Origin of the sequence: Candidatus Poriferisocius sp. (genome assembly GCF_965219775.1) — a bacterium.
Classification (GTDB): domain Bacteria; phylum Actinomycetota; class Acidimicrobiia; order Acidimicrobiales; family Bin134; genus Poriferisocius.
Genome location: NZ_OZ244793.1, coordinates 2,154,404 through 2,169,164, shown reverse-complemented (window position 1 = coordinate 2,169,164; position 14,761 = coordinate 2,154,404). Strand labels below are relative to the sequence as shown.

Below are 14,761 nucleotides of genomic sequence, written 5' to 3'. Positions count from 1 at the left end.
CGGCATTCGGGGGCGCGGGAGGTCGCGGCGGGGGCGGGGACTTCTCCTGCTCGCCATGAGTATTGCCCTGGGGGCGGGCTGTGGTGGCGGGGGTTCGGACCCCGCTCCGACGGTGGCACCGACTCCGGCGGTGACCGCGGACTCGGCCGATCTCGGGGTGCTTTCGGAGGGCCGAAGCGTGTATCTCCAACGCTGCGTGGGGTGCCACGGCCTGGACGGCTCGGGCATCGTCGGCCCCGACATCCGCCCGGGGAGCATTCAGGACTCCTACACCTCGGCGGAGGCGTTGACCGACTTGATCCGCCACGGCCGGGGCGACATGCCCGAGTTCGGCTCGGTGCTCAGCGACACCGAGATCGTCACGGTGGCCGACTACGTGCTGAGCGGCTTGGGCTGACCGGCTTCGGCCCCGTCGTGGCCGCTGGTCCCGCCGGTCCAGGCGGCAACCACCTCGGCGGTCGTGGTCACGGTGGCCACCAGGCCCAAGGTGTGCTCGAACACCGCGTCCACGTAGTCGGGCGGCGTGCCCGCCACCGCGTCTCGGGAGATGACCACGGTGTAGCCGGCGTTCACCGCGTCGAAAGTCAGGTTCAAGATGGCCACGTTCACCGACACCCCGGCCACCACCAGGGTTCGGATCCCCTCGTTGCGCAGCAGCGAGTCCAACTCGGTGCCCTCGAACGGGGAGAGCCCGTGGTGGCGGGCCAACACGATGTCGGCGGCGGCCACCCCGATCTCGGGCACCACCTCCACCGCGGGGGTGCCCACGTGAAGCTGCACCGGCATCTTGGGCATGGCCCGGAACAGTCGGGCGTTGCGGTTGCCACCCCAGCCGTCGGTCCGGTGCTGGGCGGTGCAGTGGATCACCCGCACCCCGGCAGCCCGAGCAGCCGTCGCCAGGGCCGCGGCGCGGGGAATCAGCCCCGTCTTGGCGGCCTCGGCCAACGCGGGCAGGGCCGACTGCTCGCCGATCACCCCGTTTTGGCACTCCTGGAGCACCAGGGCGGTGGCACCCGGATGGATCACGTCGCCGTCCATGGGGGCCACCCTACGGTGGAATCACGAGCGGCGGGGTGACAACCGGGCCGCCGCTCACGACGACGGCGTGGCCGTCACCTCATCGGACGACCGGGCCGCCGGCTACGACGACGGCGTGGTGGTCACCTCAGCCGACGACACGCTCGCGCCGCCGGCATTCACCGCGGCGGACAGTTGCAGGCTGAGGTGGCGGTCGACGGTGCCGCACCACGTGGGCGGCACCACCGTGGTGGACGACGGTTCCTCGATGATGGCCGGACCGTTGATGCGGTGGCCGGGGCGCAGGTCCACGCGTCGGTGGACCGGGGTGTCGACGGGGCCGGCGTTGAAGTAGGCCCGGCGCCGGGAGTGGACCGGAGGGGGCGCGGCGGCCACCTCGGTGGTGGGCCAATCCGGTTTGGGCACCGTGGCGATCACCCGCACCCGGTAGTTGACGAACTCCACCGGGTCGCCGGAGGCGATGCCGTACAGCTCCCGGTAGCGGCGGCCGAAGGCGGCGGCGGCCTCGGCGAGGTCATTGCCCGTCAGCGGCACCGTCAACTCGTGGGCCTGATGCCGGTAGCGGACGTCGATCTCCCGTTGGATGACCACGTGGTCGAGGTCGAAGCCCTCGGCTCCGATCTCGGCGGCGGCGTCGTCTTCCATCTCCCCATACAGGGCTTCGACGGCCTCGGGGTCGGCGTCGGTGGCGGGGATCACCCGTGTGCGCACGTGGTCGGTCACCACGTCGGCGGCCAACAGGCCCAGGGCCGAACCCACGCCCGGATGGGCCGGCACCACCACGGTGGGGATGCCGAATTCCTCGGCGAGGGAGGCCACGTGGCATCCGGCGGCCCCACCGGAGGCCACCAGGGTGAACTCCCGGGGATCGATCCCCCGTTCCAGGGTCACCACCCGGATGGCCCCGGCCATGGTGGCGTTGGCCACCTCGTGGATGCCCGCGGCGGCCGCGGTGACCGATCTCCCCATGGCCTCGGCCAACCCGGCCAAGGCGGCCTCGGCCCGGGCGCGGTCGATGGGCATTCGCCCGCCCAGGAAGTAGTCGGGATTGAGATAGCCGAGCACGAGATCGGCGTCGGTCACCGTGGGCTGGGTGCCACCGCGGCCGTAGCAGGCCGGACCGGGTACCGCCCCGGCCGAGTCGGGCCCCACCCGCAGGGCGCCGCCCTCGTCCACTCGGGCCACCGAGCCGCCGCCGGCGCCCACCTCGGCCAGGTCGATCACCGGGATTTGCAGGGGGTAGCCGGTGTTGATCTGCTTCATCCCGGCCGAGGCCGGGCCGCCCACGTAGAACTCGTGGGCGATGGCCACCTCTCCGTTGCGCACCACCCCGGCCTTGGCCGTGGTGCCGCCCATGTCGAAGGAGATCAGGTTGTGGATGCCGCTGATCCGCCCGATGTGGGCCGCGGCCATCACCCCGGCGGCCGGGCCCGATTCCACGAGTTGCACGGGCCGTTTGGCCACCGTGGCGCTCGACAGGATGCCGCCCGATGATCCCATGATCTGCAGGCCGGAGCCCACGCCCTGGGTGGCCAGCCCGGCTTCCAGGGCGGTGATGTAGCCGGAGATGGTCGGGCCCACGTAGGCCGACATGACCGTGGTGCAGGCTCGGGGCAGTTCCCGGTACTCGGGCCACACCTCGCTGGACAGAGCCACGTACCGGGCGGGATCCAGCTCGGCCACCAGGTCGGCCACCTGACGCTCGTGGTGGTCGTTGGCGTAGGCGTGGAGGAAGCACACGGCGATGGCGGCGGTGGGCTCCCGCTCCAACAGGGCGGCCAGGGCGGTGCGGGCCTGGGTTTCGTCGAGGGGGGTGACCACCGACCCGTCGGCGGCCATCCGCTCGGTGACCTCCACCGTGCGGTACCGGGGCACGATCGGATCCTGTTTGGTGTAGAAGAGGTCGTACTTCTGGGCGTCGCCCTTGCGTTCGTTGCCGATGACCAGGATGTCGCCGAAGCCGGCGGTGGTCACGTAGGCCACCGGCCCGCCCTTGCGCTCCAGGATCAGGTTGGCGGCCAACGTGGTGGCGTGGACCGCCCGGCTCACCTCGGCGGGTGCCCGCCCGGCGGTGGCCAGCACCTCGGCGACACCGTCCAACACGCCGGTGGCGGGATCGTCGGGGGTGGTGAGCACCTTGGCCGTGTGGATGTCGCCGGTGCGTCCGCCGTCGGCCTGGCCGATCAGCACCACGTCGGTGAAGGTGCCGCCGATGTCGATGCCGAGTGCGGTGGTCACCGGGCCGGGCTCACGCTGGGGGGTGCGGGGCCGGGCTCACGCCGAAGGTCGCGGGCGCTCGCGCAGCCGGGCCGTTTCGTCGGGGTCCAAGTGGCCGGTTGCCGGGTCGATGACCACCCCGTAGGACGCCCGGGCGCCCTCCACGGACACCCGTCCGTCACGGACGTCGTCGGCCACCCGCCGGGGATCACGCTCCAGCGGGTCGCCACAGCCCCCGCCCGCCGAGGTGTACATGGTGATCACCTCACCCGCCTGCAGGGGGTGGGCGGTGACCTTGGCCGGGAGGGGCCGCTCGCCGGGGGTGTCCGCGTTGAGCACCCAGCCACCCCCGGCGCCGGGGTGGCCGCCGCTGATCCCCGGCGGCGGGCGGCGGCAGCGGTCGGTGGCCCGGCCGGTGAACTGCCCGTCGGTGAGAATCCGGATGTCGCGGCGCGACCCGGAGCCGCCCCGCCACCGACCGGGGCCGCCCGAGTCGGTCCACAGTTCGAAGCGCTCGAAGCGCACCGGGTGCTCCTGCTCGTAGGCCTCCACGGTGTGGAGCCCGCCCCCGGTGGCGAACACCAGCGGCCCGGTCACGTCCACCCCGTCTCGGTCGGAGCGGGCCCCCGACCCGCCGAACTGGGGATCCATGAACGCCCACGGGCGCCGGTCGGCGCCGAGCCCGTTCATGATGTACACGTGGACGTTGCACGACGCCGCCACCGCCCGGGCGGGGTCGAGTTGGGCGAAGGCACCGAGCATGGCCTCCACCACCGCCATCACCGTGGCCATGCGGGCGTTGAGGGCGGCCGGGGGGTCGGGGTTGACCAGCGTGCCGGGGGGCAGGCGCACCTCCAGGGGGCGGAAGGCCCCGTCGTTCACCGGGATGTCGGGGGCCAACATGCAGCGCAGGGCGTAGAGCACCCCGGACACGGTCTGGGACACCGCCGCGTTGATGGGGCCCGGCGCCTGGGGCGAGGTGCCCTCGAAGTCGGCGATGACCTCGGAGCCGGTCACCGTCAAGGTGACGGCCACCGTGTGGTCGGCCTCGGGGTTCACCCCGTCGTCGTCGATGACGAACGATCCGGTGTAGGTGCCGTCGGCCAGGGCCTCGATGCCGAATCGGGTGCGGCGCTCGGTGTAGTCCAACAGGTCGTCCACCAGCCCGTGCAGCCTCACCAGGCCGTAGCGTCGGGCCAGGTCGCCCAGCCGGTCGGCCCCCACATTGACCGCGGCGATCATGGCCCGGATGTCGCCCAGCACCTTGTCGGGGGTGCGGCTGTTGGCGGCGATCACCTTGAGCATGGGTTGGTTGGGCTCGCCGCCGCGGGCCAGCGGCACCGGGGGCAGCACCAGGCCCTCCTGGAACATGTCGGTGGCGTTGGCGGGCAGCCCGCCGGCGGCCATGCCCCCCAGGTCGGCCACGTGGAGAAGGGCGCTGGTGAAGAACGCCAACCGCCCGTCGATGAACACCGGGCGGAAGATCATCACGTCGTTGGAATGGATGCCGCCCCGGTAGGGGTCGTTGGCGGCGTAGATGTCGCCGTCGGCCATCCGGTCGGGGGGGAAGTCCTCCAGCACCGCACCCAGCGAGGGCCGCAGGCTGGCCAGGTGCATGAGCGGCGCCCCCATCGACTGGGCGATGAACCGCCCCCGGTGGTCGAACACCGCGGCGGTGGAGTCCCCGCCTTCCTTGACCACCGAGGAATACGCCGACCGCACGGTGGTCAGTCCCATCTCCTCGGCGATCACCGCCAGTGCGTTCTTCACCACCTCGAGGGCGACCGGATCCGACGGCGCCGGGGACATCAGCGGCCGATCAGGGCTCGAAGGGACCCTTGCCCATCTGGTCGCGGATGGTGACCACCGCCGGGTTGGTCATCGACCGCCGCTGCCAGTTGGCCCCGTCCACCACCATGGTGTGGCCGCTGATGAACCGGGCGAAGGGTGAGGCCAAAAAGGTGGCCGCCCAGCCCAGCTCCCGCAGCCGGCCCACCCGCATGGCCGGTTGGCACGGGTCCTTCTCGTGGGTGCGGTCGAGGCTGGAGCGGATGTCGGCGGTCATGTCCTCGTGGGGGAACAGCCCCGGCACCAGGCCGTTCACCTGGATGCCGTAGGGGCCCCACTCCACCGCCAGGCTCTCGGTCATCGACTTGACCCCGGCCTTGGCCGCCGCCGAGTGGGCGAATCCGGGGCCGCCGGTCCAGGCGTAGGAGGCGCCGATGTTGACGATCGACCCGGGGGTGCCGGCGGCCAGGTGGCGGCGGGCGAACTCCCGGGCACAGAAGAACGTGCCGTTCAGGGTGATGTCCACCACCGTGCGCCAGGCGTTGGGCGACATGTCCTCGGCGGGCACCGGGAAGTTGGCCGCCGCGTTGTTGATCAGCACGTCGGGCAGGGTGAACCGCTCGGTGGCCTCGTCGAAGGCGGCGGTGATGTGCTCGGGCTGGCGGATGTCACAGGCCACCGTCAGCACCTCGGCGCCGATGTCGGCCATGGCGGCCTGTCCGGATTCGAGATGGTCGGGCTTGCGGCTGGCGATCACCAGGTTGGCCCCCAGGCGGGCGAACTCGGTGGCGATGGCCTTGCCCAGACCGGTGCCCCCGCCGGTGACGAACACGGTTCGGCCGTCGTAGGTGCCCGGCACCAGGGCGGTGGCCCCTTCGGGGGCGGGCTCGGGTAGTCCGATCATCTCAGCCATGGTTCACGGTCTCCGGTGGTTGGGCGGTGGGGGCAGGGGTGCGGCGGCGTTTGGGGGCAGGTTCATGATCGCCGGTAGTGGGGGGTTCGGTTCTTGACCCGGGCGACGCGGAACTCCTCGAAGTCGTCCGAACGGTTGATGAGGGTCTGGAAGGCGTATTCGTCGTTCATGGAGCGGCGCAGTGCCTCGTCGGCCAGGTTGCGGATCACCCGACGGGCCAGTTGCACGGTGTAGGGGGGCGCGGCGGCGATCTTCTCGGCCATCTCCATGACGTGGTCCTGGAGTTCCTCGGGAGCGGTGATGCGGGAGATGATGCCGTGGGTGAGGGCTTCCTCGGCGGTCAGGATGCGACCGGTGAGCACCATGTCGTTGACCAGGCCCGAGCCGCAGATCTCGAACAGGCGGCCCACGCCGCCGGTGTCGGGGATCACCCCGTGGGTGACCTCGGGGAGCATGAACCGGGCGCCCTCGGCGGCCACCCGGATGTCGCACAGCAGGGCCCGCTGGAACGATCCGCCGATGGCCCACCCCTGCATGGCCACGATGACCGGGGCGTCGATGTCCCAGAGCTGTTGGATGCCCCGGTGACCCCGCTCCATGAGGGCGTGGTGGGCCAGCTCCACCTGCTGGCCGCCGATGGCCGACACGTCGCGGCCCGACGACCAGGACTTGCCCTCCCCTCGCCACACCACCGCCCGGATGGACTTGTCGGCTTTGATCTCGCCCAGGATGTCGAACAGGGCCGCGTCCATGTCGTCGTCGAAGGCGTTGTGCTTTTCGGGATTGTTGTTGGTGATGACGGCGATGGGCCCGTCCACCGTGAGCTGTACTCGATCGTCGGCCATGCCCTCACCGTACCGCCCCTTTGGGTACCGGCAAGAAATGGGCCGAGGCGGGGGAGCACCGCCGTGGGCCGGTGGGTCACAATGGGGTCATGACGATGAATCTGGACCTGGTCGGCCACCGCAGCGAACCGTCCGAGCGGGGGTGGATCGCCCGGGACTGTTCGCTGTACGCCCTCAGCGTGGGGGCAGGGTTCGACCAGTTGGCCTTCGTGGGGGAGCGGGCCGCCGGGCACCCCCAGCGGGTGTATCCGAGTTTCGTGTGTTCGGGGGGCCGGGTGGACCGCCCCAGCCGGGACGACGGGGCGGGCATGATGCGCTTCGGCGACTACCAGATTCACCAGTTGGTACACGGCGAGCAGGAGCTTCGGATCCACGGCGACATCGGGCCGGTCGGCTCGGTGGTCAGCACCTCGGTGGTGGTGGGCATCTACGACAAAGGGTCCGGGGCGGTGGTCCACTCCGAGGGTGAAGCGGTGGACGCCGCCACCGGCGAGCCGTTGTTCACGGTGGGGTCCAAGTTGTTCATCATGGCCGAGGGCGGATTCGGCGGCGATCCCGGCCCCCGGTCACCGGCCTGGGAGGTGGGCGACGCCCCGCCCGACGCCACCGTGGACTGGCCGACCCTGCCGGTGCAGTCGCTGCTCTACCGCCACGGGGGCAACGACCCCAACCTCATCCACTACGACCCCACGGTGGCTCACGCCGCCGGGTTCGACGCCCCCATACTGATGGGGCTCAATACCTACGGGTTTGCCTGCCGGGCGTTGGTGGAGACGGTGTGCGGGGGCGACCCCCAGGCTCTGGGTTCGATGGCCGGACGCTTCGCCGCCCCCGGCTACAACGGCGACGTGCTCACCGCCCAGATCTGGCATCCCCGCGGCCGGGACGAGGATGTCCTGTTCCGCGTGGTCTCCCAACGAGGCACCACCCTCCTGGACAAAGGCCGCGCCACCCTCCGCTGACCAGCGGATTAGCGGGCAAAGTGAGCAACCGGTCAGCAGGCTGGTGTTCGACGCCCGCATGCGCCGGTCAGTGCTCGCGCTTTACCCCCTTGAAGGGGCCGCCTGCCTTCTTCATCGCGGCAAAGCGACCGGACGACGGGTCGCGCCTGATCCATTGTCCGTTCTTGGGGGGCTTGACCGGGCTTCGGCTGGCCACCACGTCCATCCGGCCACCGCCCTTCGCTCCGTTCTTGGCCACAACGTTTTCTCCTTCCATCAGGGTAGCTGAGATGACAGGGGCTCTTGCCGGAGCACACGGCTGAGATCAGCGAAGCGGGATTCGCAGGGGCGGTCGGAAGACAACCGACCATAATGGCTTCGCCTGCTCGACCGATTCTAAGTTACGGTTATGCTCTAATCGTTACTTAGGGGAATCATGGCTTCACACTTGCGGAGGCGCTGGGAGGCACGGTTCGACGGCATGAGTCGACGTGATCGGCGCGGCTGCTCCTACGACGCTTACCTCGCCGACTCTTTGGCTGGCTGGAACTTGTTGATCCCTGGCGACGTGGCTGCCGATGTCGCCGATGCGGAGGCCGCCATTCGAGCCCTGAACGCCGCCGGGACCGCTCATGTGAGCCTCGAGGGCTTGGCGCGCTTCTTGTTGCGCGCCGAGTCGGTCGGGTCGTCCAAGATCGAGGGCCTGGAGGCGGCAGCTCGCCGCCTGGCCCGTGCCGAAGCCGCCATGGCCCTCGGCGGGGACGCCAACGATCGTGTCGCTGTGGAGGTCATCGGCAACATCGTGGCGATGGAGTCCGCGGTCGAGCTTGCCACCAGCGCCGACCCTTTTGGGCTCGATGACCTGTTGTCGGTGCATCGCACCTTGATGGACAACTCGCCGACACCCGAGGTCGGCGGTGTCGTGCGGGAGGAGCAGAACTGGATCGGCGGGAGCTCGTTCAATCCCTGCAGCGCGGCCTTCGTTCCACCGCCCCCCGAGTATCTCGACGATCTGCTGTCCGACCTGCTCGGCTACGTGAACGACGACGAGCACTCCCCTCTCGTGCAGGCCGCCGTGGCCCATGCCCAGTTCGAGACGCTCCACCCCTTCTCCGATGGGAACGGCCGCACGGGCCGTGCGCTGATCCATGTGGTGTTGCGACGCCGGGGGCTCGCCCCCACCTTCGTGCCGCCGATCAGTCTGGTGCTGGCGACATGGTCCGACGACTACGTCAACGGGTTGATGACGTACCGTCACCTCGGCGAGCCCGACAGCGCGGAGCGGTCCGCCAGCACGGTGGAGTGGCTCCGCTTCTTCGCTGCCGCCACAAGCCGAGCCTGCCGAGACGCCGAGTCGTACAGCATGGACATCGGCAACCTCACCGCCGCCTGGCGATCCAAGCTGGGCGGGGTCCGCGCCAACTCCAGCACCGACTTGCTGCTGCGCGTCCTTCCGGGTGTGCCGATCATCACCGTCGAATCAGCCGCCAGACTGATCGGACGGTCCAAGGCGCGAACCACCGACGCGGTCAACGCCCTGGCCGAAGCGAGGGTGCTCCGTCAACGCAACGTCGGCAAGCAGCGGTACCGGGTCTTCGAAGCCACCGACGTAATCGACCTGTTCACCACCCTCGAGCGAACACTCGCCACCCCCACCGGCGACACCAGCAACAGCCAACCAATCCGAATGGTGCCCGACCGTCCCCCGAGGTAGCGAAAGGGGCTCTACGCAACGTGCTGGGAGGGGGGGTGTCGTAGGTCGGTTCTACGATGGGGGTTGTGGATGTTGACTTTGAGGAGGGGAAGTTTGGGGAGCTGCTGGGGTTTGAGGGCTGGCGGGGCCTCGGGAGGTTAGAGGCCCATGTCGTGGTGGTCGGGGACTTCGTAGCGACCGATGGCGTCGGCTCGGCGGTGGAGGAGGGCGACGGTGTCCTCGATGTTGCGGCCGATGATGAACCGGCGTTCCTCCACGCAATCCACCACGAAGTTGCCGTGCTCCACCAGGTCGGCCACCTCGGGCTCTACCCCACGGGCCTCAGCCATCATGGCCTTCAGCTCATCGAAGGTCATGCTGGCCCGCCCGGTGCCCGAACCCACCCGAGCCAGGTGGGCAGGGCGGTTGCGCTGGGCGGAGAACAACCCCGTGTCCATCATGCCCCCCGACGGGTAGAGCACCGAGGCCCGCAGGTCGCTGCCCTCCCGGATCAGGTTGGTGTGCAGCGCTTCGGTGAAGCAGCTCACCGCCGCCTTGGAGGAGGCGTACACCGAGGCGGTGGGCACCGGGGCGAAGCCGCCGTCGCCCGACGAGGTGTTGATGATCTGACCGGGCAGGCCGCCGGCCAGCATCCGGGGCACGAATTCGCAGACCCCGATGGCCACCCCGAAGACGTTGACGCCGAAACACCACCGCCAGTCGTTGGGCTCCTGCTCCCACGGCTTGCCCCCGCCGCCGGAGGTCACCCCGGCGTTGTTGAACAGCAGGTGGCACGCTCCGTGGGCCTCGTACACGTGGTCGGCCAGGGCGGCCACCGAGTGCTCGTCGGTCACGTCGGTGGGCCAACCCGACACCGACCCCAGCGGGCTCAGCTCGGCCACGGCGGCCTCGGTGGTGTCGGCCTCGATGTCGGCGACGACCACGGTGGCCCCCCGCTGCAACAGGGCGGTCACGATGCCCTTGCCGATGCCGCTCGCCCCGCCGGTGACCACCGCCACCGAGCCGTTGACATCAAGACGTTCCGACGGATGGTTGTTGCTCATGGTGCCTCCTGTGCTGGCCGACCGCAGAGGTTTACCATCATTTCCGGTCGGCGGCACCTGCGACGGGTACGCGGCCCCGCAGGATCAGTCGGCGTTGAGGGACTCTCGGGCGATGACGGCCGGGTCGGGGGGCGCCGCACCGGGGGTGATGACGTCGAGATGGCGGATGGTGCCGGTCCAGGGGAACGGGGGTTGGTAGTCGTCGTTCACCGGGAAGCCGGTGTCGTGGCCGATGATGAGCCCGGTGCCGCCGTTCTGCCAGGAGTTGGGCAGGGTGCGGTCCAGCTCCAGTTGGGTCGCCACCTGGCCGTCGAGCAACAGCTCCACTTGTCCTGAGTTCGGCGACGTCGGCGCGTAGCGGCAGCCCACGCTGGTGGTGTCGGCGGGAACCGGCGGGGTGGCCAGCCGGAATTGATCGCCCGACAGGCACAGCCCCAGCACCAAGGCCCCGTCCAGCCCGTAGAGGGCCAGGCCGCTCGTCCAGTCGCCCATGGCCCACACGATGCCCTCGGCCCCGCCTGCCCCCACCTCCACCGACGCCTCGATGGTGAACCCCCGCACCAGCACCGGCATCACCTCGTCGGCCACCCGGCCGGCACCGGGCCGGTACCGGGCTCGGGCGGGGGGCGGATAGGCCGGGGGGGAGATGGCGGGCATTCTCCCGGCGTAGCCGTCGTCGAGGGGCAGCACGTGGTGGCGCTCGGCGGCGGCCCACCAGGCCGCCTCCAACTCGGCCAGCTTCTCGGGGTGGCGGTCGGCCAGGTCGTGGGCCTCGGAGAAGTCGTCGTGCAGGTTGAACAGCGCCCAGGTGTCATCGGCGAACGACCGGCTCCCCGGCAACAGGGCCACCTCGTCGCCGTGGGCCTGACCCACGTGGTCGGTGGTGGCCTTCCACCCGTCCACGTACATGGCCCGCGACCCCTGTACCTCGAAGTACTGCTCGGTGCGGGGGTCGGGAGCGTCGGCGTCGGCGAAAGTGGCCGACAATGAGGCCCCGTGCAGGGGCATCTGCTCCACGCCGTCCACTACCTCGGGAGGTGCCACGCCGCAGGCCTCCAGCACGGTGGGGGCGATGTCCACGGCGTGGCAGAACTGGTCCCGAACCTCGCCTTGGGCGGCGATGCCCGCCGGCCAGTGCACCACCAGCGGGGTGCGGGTGCCGCCCAGCCAGGCGTAGCGCTTCCACAGCCGGAACGGGGTGTTGCCCGCCCACGCCCACCCCCAGGCGTAGTGGTTGTAGGTGCGGGGTCCGCCCAGCTCGTCGAGCCACGCCAGGTTGGCGGCGACCGACTCGGGCAGGCCCTTGGTGAATCGATGCTCGTTCACCGACCCCACGTGGCCCCCCTCGGCGCTGGCCCCGTTGTCGGAGCACAGCATCACGATGGTGTTGTCCAGCTCGCCGATGGCCTCCAGGTGGTCGATCACCCGGCCGATCTGGGCGTCGGTGTGGGTGACGAACCCGGCGTACACCTCCTGCATCCGGGCGAACAGCTTCCGGGCGTCGGCGTCGAGTTCGCTCCAGGGCTGCACCCAGGCGGGGCGCTCGGTCAGGCGGGTGCCGGGGGGTGCGATGCCCGAGGCCAGTTGCCGCTCGAAGACCCGTTCCCGCCAGCGCTCCCACCCGTCGTCGAACGCCCCCCGGTAGGGCGCCACCCACTCGGGGGCCACGTGGTGGGGGGCGTGGGTGGCCACCTCGGCGTAGTAGCAGAAGAAGGGCTTGTCGGGGGCGGCGTGGGTGTGGTCGGTGATGGTGGCGATCACCTGGTCGGCCAGGTCGGCGCTCAGGTGGTAGCCCTCGTCGTAGTGGGCCGGTGGCTGGATGTAGTGCTGGTCGCGCACCAGGTTGGGAGCCCAGCAGTTGGCCCCGCCGTGGAGCACCCCGTAGTAGCGCTCGAAGCCCACCCCGGTGGGCCACAGGGTGAAGGGCCCGGCCGCGCTGCGTTCCCCCCTCGGGGCCAGGTGCCATTTTCCGATGGCCATGGTGCCCCACCCGGCGTCGCGCAGGATGCGGGGCAGCATGGCCGCCGACGGGGGGATGCGGGCGGTGTAGCCGGGGAAGCCCATGGTCATGTCGGACAGAAAACCCATGCCCACCGCATGGTGGTTGCGTCCGGTGAGCAGGGCCGCCCGGGTGGGCGAGCACAGGGCGGTCACGTGGAAGCGGTTGTAGGACAGCCCGCCCGCGGCCAGCCGGTCGATGTTGGGGGTGGCGATGTCGGCCCCGAAGCAGCCGAGCTGGGCGAAGCCGGTGTCGTCCAGCAGGATGACCAGCACGTTGGGCGCCCCCTTTGGCGCCCGGGGCAGCACGGGATGGACCGGGGTGGACTCGGCCACGGTGAGCCCCAGCCGGGCGGTGGCCGCCTCTGGTGGGTCAGGAGGGCCGGTCATGGTCGGCTCGTAGGGGGGCCGGTCACGGTCGGCTCGTGGGGGCAGGGCCGGTCACGGTCGGTTCGTGGGGGGAGGGCCGGTCATGGTCGGCAATGAAGCACCAGATGCGGCCATGGCCGGCGGCTAGCGGCGGGAGCGGTAGTCGGCACCGGGGACGGTGGCGAAGCGGAAGGGTTCGGCCGGTCTCCCGGCGAACAGGGCAAAGCACTCGCCGCTGAGGCCCGAGCGGAAGATCTCGACGGCGGCGTCGGCCACCTCCTCGGCGTCCATGATGATCATGCCGGCCGCCTCCAGGCGGGCTCGGTTGCCCCCCAGGAACCCGGTGTCCACCGTGGCCGGACAGACGGCGTTCAGGCGGATGCCCCGGTCGGCCAGACCGGGGGCCGCGCTGCGAACCAGCCCGGTCACCGCGTGCTTGGACATGGAATAGCCCAGGTCCACCGGCAGCGGGCTGAAGGAGGCCATCGACGCGGTGACCAGGGCGTGCCCGCCGCCGCTCGCTTCAAGCAGGGGCACCACGGCGCGCAGCCCGAAGACCACGCCGTGCTGGTTGATGCCGATGATGCGGTGGTAGTGGTCGTCGGTGAGTTCGGTGATGTCGCCCACCCCCAGCATGATCCCGGCGTTGAGATGGGCCACATGGAGGTGTCCGGGGTCGTCGGCCAACTCGTCGGCCAACGTAGCCCAGGCCGAGGAGTCGGCCACATCCAGGTGGCGATACCGACCGCCGATGTCGTCGGCCACCTGCCGGCCGGCGTCGTCGGCCACGTCGGTGCAGATCACGTGGGCCCCGGCCTCGGCGTAGCGGCGGGCGCAGGCCGCTCCGATGCCCGACGCCGCCCCGGTGACCAGGGCCACTCTTCCGGTCAGGTCGAATCCGTCCGGATCAATGGGATCGGACATCAGGGTTGCTCGGCTGCGGCGGATCGAAGGGTTCGGAGATCGGGGTTGTCGGGCACTCGTGGCTACCCTAATGACTCGGTTGAAGGCCGGCTCGTCCGGGGCCGGCGAAGGAGGCCAAATGGGCCAATACGAACGCCTATTGGTGGCGCCGGTGGGGGGCTGCATCGGCGCGGAGATCGCCGGGGTGGACCTGCGGGACGAGCTTCCCGACGAGGTGGTCGCCGAGATTCGCCGGGCGTGGCTGGACCATTTGGTGGTGTTCTTCCGTGACCAGCCGCTGACCCCGGAGCAGTTCTCGGCGTTCGCCCGGCGGATCGGCACCCCCGGTCGGTACCCCTTCGTGCCCGGCCTACCCGACCATCCCGAGATCATCGAGGTGAAGAAGCTGCCCCGCGAGACGGTCAACTTCGGGGGCATCTGGCACACCGACACCGCCTACCTGCCGCGTCCGCCGATGGCGTCGATGCTGCTGGCCCTCACCGTTCCGCCGGCCGGGGGCGACACCGAATTCGCCAACATGTACGCCGCTTACGAGGCGTTGTCCGACGGGATGAAGGGATTCCTGGGCGGGCTGCGGGCGGTGAACAGCTCGGCGCTGGCCGACGTGTCCAAGACCCGGGAAGACCGCATCGCCGATGCCACCGCCGCCGGTCACCAGGCCAGTGAGAGCTACGAGTCGGTCCATCCGGTGGTCCGCACCCATCCCGAGACCGGCCGACGGTCGCTGTACGTGAACGTGGCCCACACCGCCCGCTTCGAGGGCATGACCGAGGCCGAGAGCCGGCCCATTTTGCAGCACTTGTTCGCCCACCAGAGTCGGTCGGAGTTCACCTGCCGGTTTCGCTGGGCGGCGGGGTCGCTGGCCCTGTGGGACAACCGCTGCGCCCTGCACAACCCCGTCAACGACTACCACGGCCACCTCCGCCTCATGCACCGCATCACCTTCGAGGGCGACGAGCCCCGTTAGTTCT

Annotated in this window: 13 protein-coding genes; 4 read left to right on the top strand and 9 right to left on the bottom strand. The window is 70.5% G+C overall.

Annotated features, from left to right (window positions below; all coding sequences use genetic code 11):
- Positions 1-55 precede the first annotated feature (55 nt).
- Complete coding sequence (locus ACOQPQ_RS09630) at positions 56-397, top strand: c-type cytochrome (RefSeq protein ID WP_420639225.1); 342 nt, start codon at positions 56-58, stop codon at positions 395-397.
- On the opposite strand, the gene ACOQPQ_RS09625 is transcribed toward ACOQPQ_RS09630, so the two are convergent.
- From ACOQPQ_RS09625 to ACOQPQ_RS09605, 5 genes are all read right to left on the bottom strand, one after another.
- Entirely contained in the window at positions 373-1,038 is a 666-nt protein-coding gene (locus tag ACOQPQ_RS09625; protein WP_420639224.1) for a cysteine hydrolase, read from the bottom strand. The two genes, ACOQPQ_RS09630 and ACOQPQ_RS09625, sit on opposite strands and share 25 nt — an antisense overlap.
- A 102-nt stretch (positions 1,039-1,140) precedes the next feature.
- On the bottom strand, positions 1,141-3,276 hold the full coding sequence (locus ACOQPQ_RS09620) for a hydantoinase/oxoprolinase family protein (protein WP_420639223.1): 2,136 nt from the start codon (positions 3,274-3,276) through the stop codon (positions 1,141-1,143).
- 36 nt (positions 3,277-3,312) lie between these two features.
- Positions 3,313-5,064: a hydantoinase B/oxoprolinase family protein gene (locus ACOQPQ_RS09615; protein ID WP_420639222.1), complete on the bottom strand. Its 1,752-nt coding sequence runs from the start codon at positions 5,062-5,064 to the stop codon at positions 3,313-3,315.
- Positions 5,065-5,074: 10 nt separating this feature from the next.
- On the bottom strand, positions 5,075-5,956 hold the full coding sequence (locus tag ACOQPQ_RS09610; RefSeq protein WP_420639221.1) for an SDR family oxidoreductase: 882 nt from the start codon (positions 5,954-5,956) through the stop codon (positions 5,075-5,077).
- Between the two features lie 62 nt (positions 5,957-6,018).
- Positions 6,019-6,801, bottom strand: coding sequence for an enoyl-CoA hydratase/isomerase family protein (locus tag ACOQPQ_RS09605; RefSeq protein WP_420639220.1), 783 nt, complete (start codon positions 6,799-6,801; stop codon positions 6,019-6,021).
- A gap of 89 nt (positions 6,802-6,890) precedes the next feature.
- Between ACOQPQ_RS09605 and ACOQPQ_RS09600 the strand changes: the two genes are divergently transcribed.
- Positions 6,891-7,763 (top strand): MaoC/PaaZ C-terminal domain-containing protein, encoded by an 873-nt coding sequence (locus tag ACOQPQ_RS09600; protein WP_420639219.1) that lies wholly within the window; start codon positions 6,891-6,893, stop codon positions 7,761-7,763.
- A gap of 67 nt (positions 7,764-7,830) precedes the next feature.
- On the opposite strand, the gene ACOQPQ_RS09595 is transcribed toward ACOQPQ_RS09600, so the two are convergent.
- Complete coding sequence (locus tag ACOQPQ_RS09595) at positions 7,831-8,019, bottom strand: hypothetical protein (RefSeq protein ID WP_420639218.1); 189 nt, start codon at positions 8,017-8,019, stop codon at positions 7,831-7,833.
- A 204-nt stretch (positions 8,020-8,223) separates the two neighbouring features.
- Here ACOQPQ_RS09595 and ACOQPQ_RS09590 point away from each other — a divergent pair, with 204 nt between their 5' ends.
- The gene (locus ACOQPQ_RS09590) at positions 8,224-9,456 is read left to right on the top strand and encodes a Fic family protein (protein WP_420639217.1); all 1,233 of its coding nucleotides are present in this window, start codon (positions 8,224-8,226) and stop codon (positions 9,454-9,456) included.
- Positions 9,457-9,593: 137 nt separating this feature from the next.
- Here ACOQPQ_RS09590 and ACOQPQ_RS09585 read toward each other — a convergent pair whose 3' ends face one another.
- The 3 genes from ACOQPQ_RS09585 to ACOQPQ_RS09575 form a co-directional block, all read right to left on the bottom strand.
- Positions 9,594-10,499, bottom strand: a complete 906-nt coding sequence (locus ACOQPQ_RS09585) for an SDR family NAD(P)-dependent oxidoreductase (protein WP_420639216.1) — start codon at positions 10,497-10,499, stop codon at positions 9,594-9,596.
- An 84-nt stretch (positions 10,500-10,583) separates the two neighbouring features.
- Positions 10,584-12,887: an arylsulfatase gene (locus ACOQPQ_RS09580; RefSeq protein ID WP_420639215.1), complete on the bottom strand. Its 2,304-nt coding sequence runs from the start codon at positions 12,885-12,887 to the stop codon at positions 10,584-10,586.
- A gap of 123 nt (positions 12,888-13,010) precedes the next feature.
- Positions 13,011-13,790: an SDR family NAD(P)-dependent oxidoreductase gene (locus tag ACOQPQ_RS09575; protein WP_420639214.1), complete on the bottom strand. Its 780-nt coding sequence runs from the start codon at positions 13,788-13,790 to the stop codon at positions 13,011-13,013.
- A 118-nt stretch (positions 13,791-13,908) separates the two neighbouring features.
- Between ACOQPQ_RS09575 and ACOQPQ_RS09570 the strand changes: the two genes are divergently transcribed.
- Positions 13,909-14,757, top strand: coding sequence for a TauD/TfdA dioxygenase family protein (locus ACOQPQ_RS09570; protein ID WP_420639213.1), 849 nt, complete (start codon positions 13,909-13,911; stop codon positions 14,755-14,757).
- Positions 14,758-14,761 lie beyond the last annotated feature (4 nt).

Coding starts and splice junctions, on each gene's coding strand:
- ACOQPQ_RS09630 (WP_420639225.1), top strand. CDS start 56: ATGAGTATTGCCCTGGGGGCGGGCTGTGGTGGCGGGGGTTCGGACCCC.
- ACOQPQ_RS09625 (WP_420639224.1), bottom strand. CDS start 1,038: ATGGACGGCGACGTGATCCATCCGGGTGCCACCGCCCTGGTGCTCCAG.
- ACOQPQ_RS09615 (WP_420639222.1), bottom strand. CDS start 5,064: ATGTCCCCGGCGCCGTCGGATCCGGTCGCCCTCGAGGTGGTGAAGAAC.
- ACOQPQ_RS09610 (WP_420639221.1), bottom strand. CDS start 5,956: ATGGCTGAGATGATCGGACTACCCGAGCCCGCCCCCGAAGGGGCCACC.
- ACOQPQ_RS09605 (WP_420639220.1), bottom strand. CDS start 6,801: ATGGCCGACGATCGAGTACAGCTCACGGTGGACGGGCCCATCGCCGTC.
- ACOQPQ_RS09600 (WP_420639219.1), top strand. CDS start 6,891: ATGACGATGAATCTGGACCTGGTCGGCCACCGCAGCGAACCGTCCGAG.
- ACOQPQ_RS09595 (WP_420639218.1), bottom strand. CDS start 8,019: ATGGAAGGAGAAAACGTTGTGGCCAAGAACGGAGCGAAGGGCGGTGGC.
- ACOQPQ_RS09590 (WP_420639217.1), top strand. CDS start 8,224: ATGAGTCGACGTGATCGGCGCGGCTGCTCCTACGACGCTTACCTCGCC.
- ACOQPQ_RS09585 (WP_420639216.1), bottom strand. CDS start 10,499: ATGAGCAACAACCATCCGTCGGAACGTCTTGATGTCAACGGCTCGGTG.
- ACOQPQ_RS09580 (WP_420639215.1), bottom strand. CDS start 12,887: ATGACCGGCCCTCCTGACCCACCAGAGGCGGCCACCGCCCGGCTGGGG.
- ACOQPQ_RS09575 (WP_420639214.1), bottom strand. CDS start 13,790: ATGTCCGATCCCATTGATCCGGACGGATTCGACCTGACCGGAAGAGTG.
- ACOQPQ_RS09570 (WP_420639213.1), top strand. CDS start 13,909: ATGGGCCAATACGAACGCCTATTGGTGGCGCCGGTGGGGGGCTGCATC.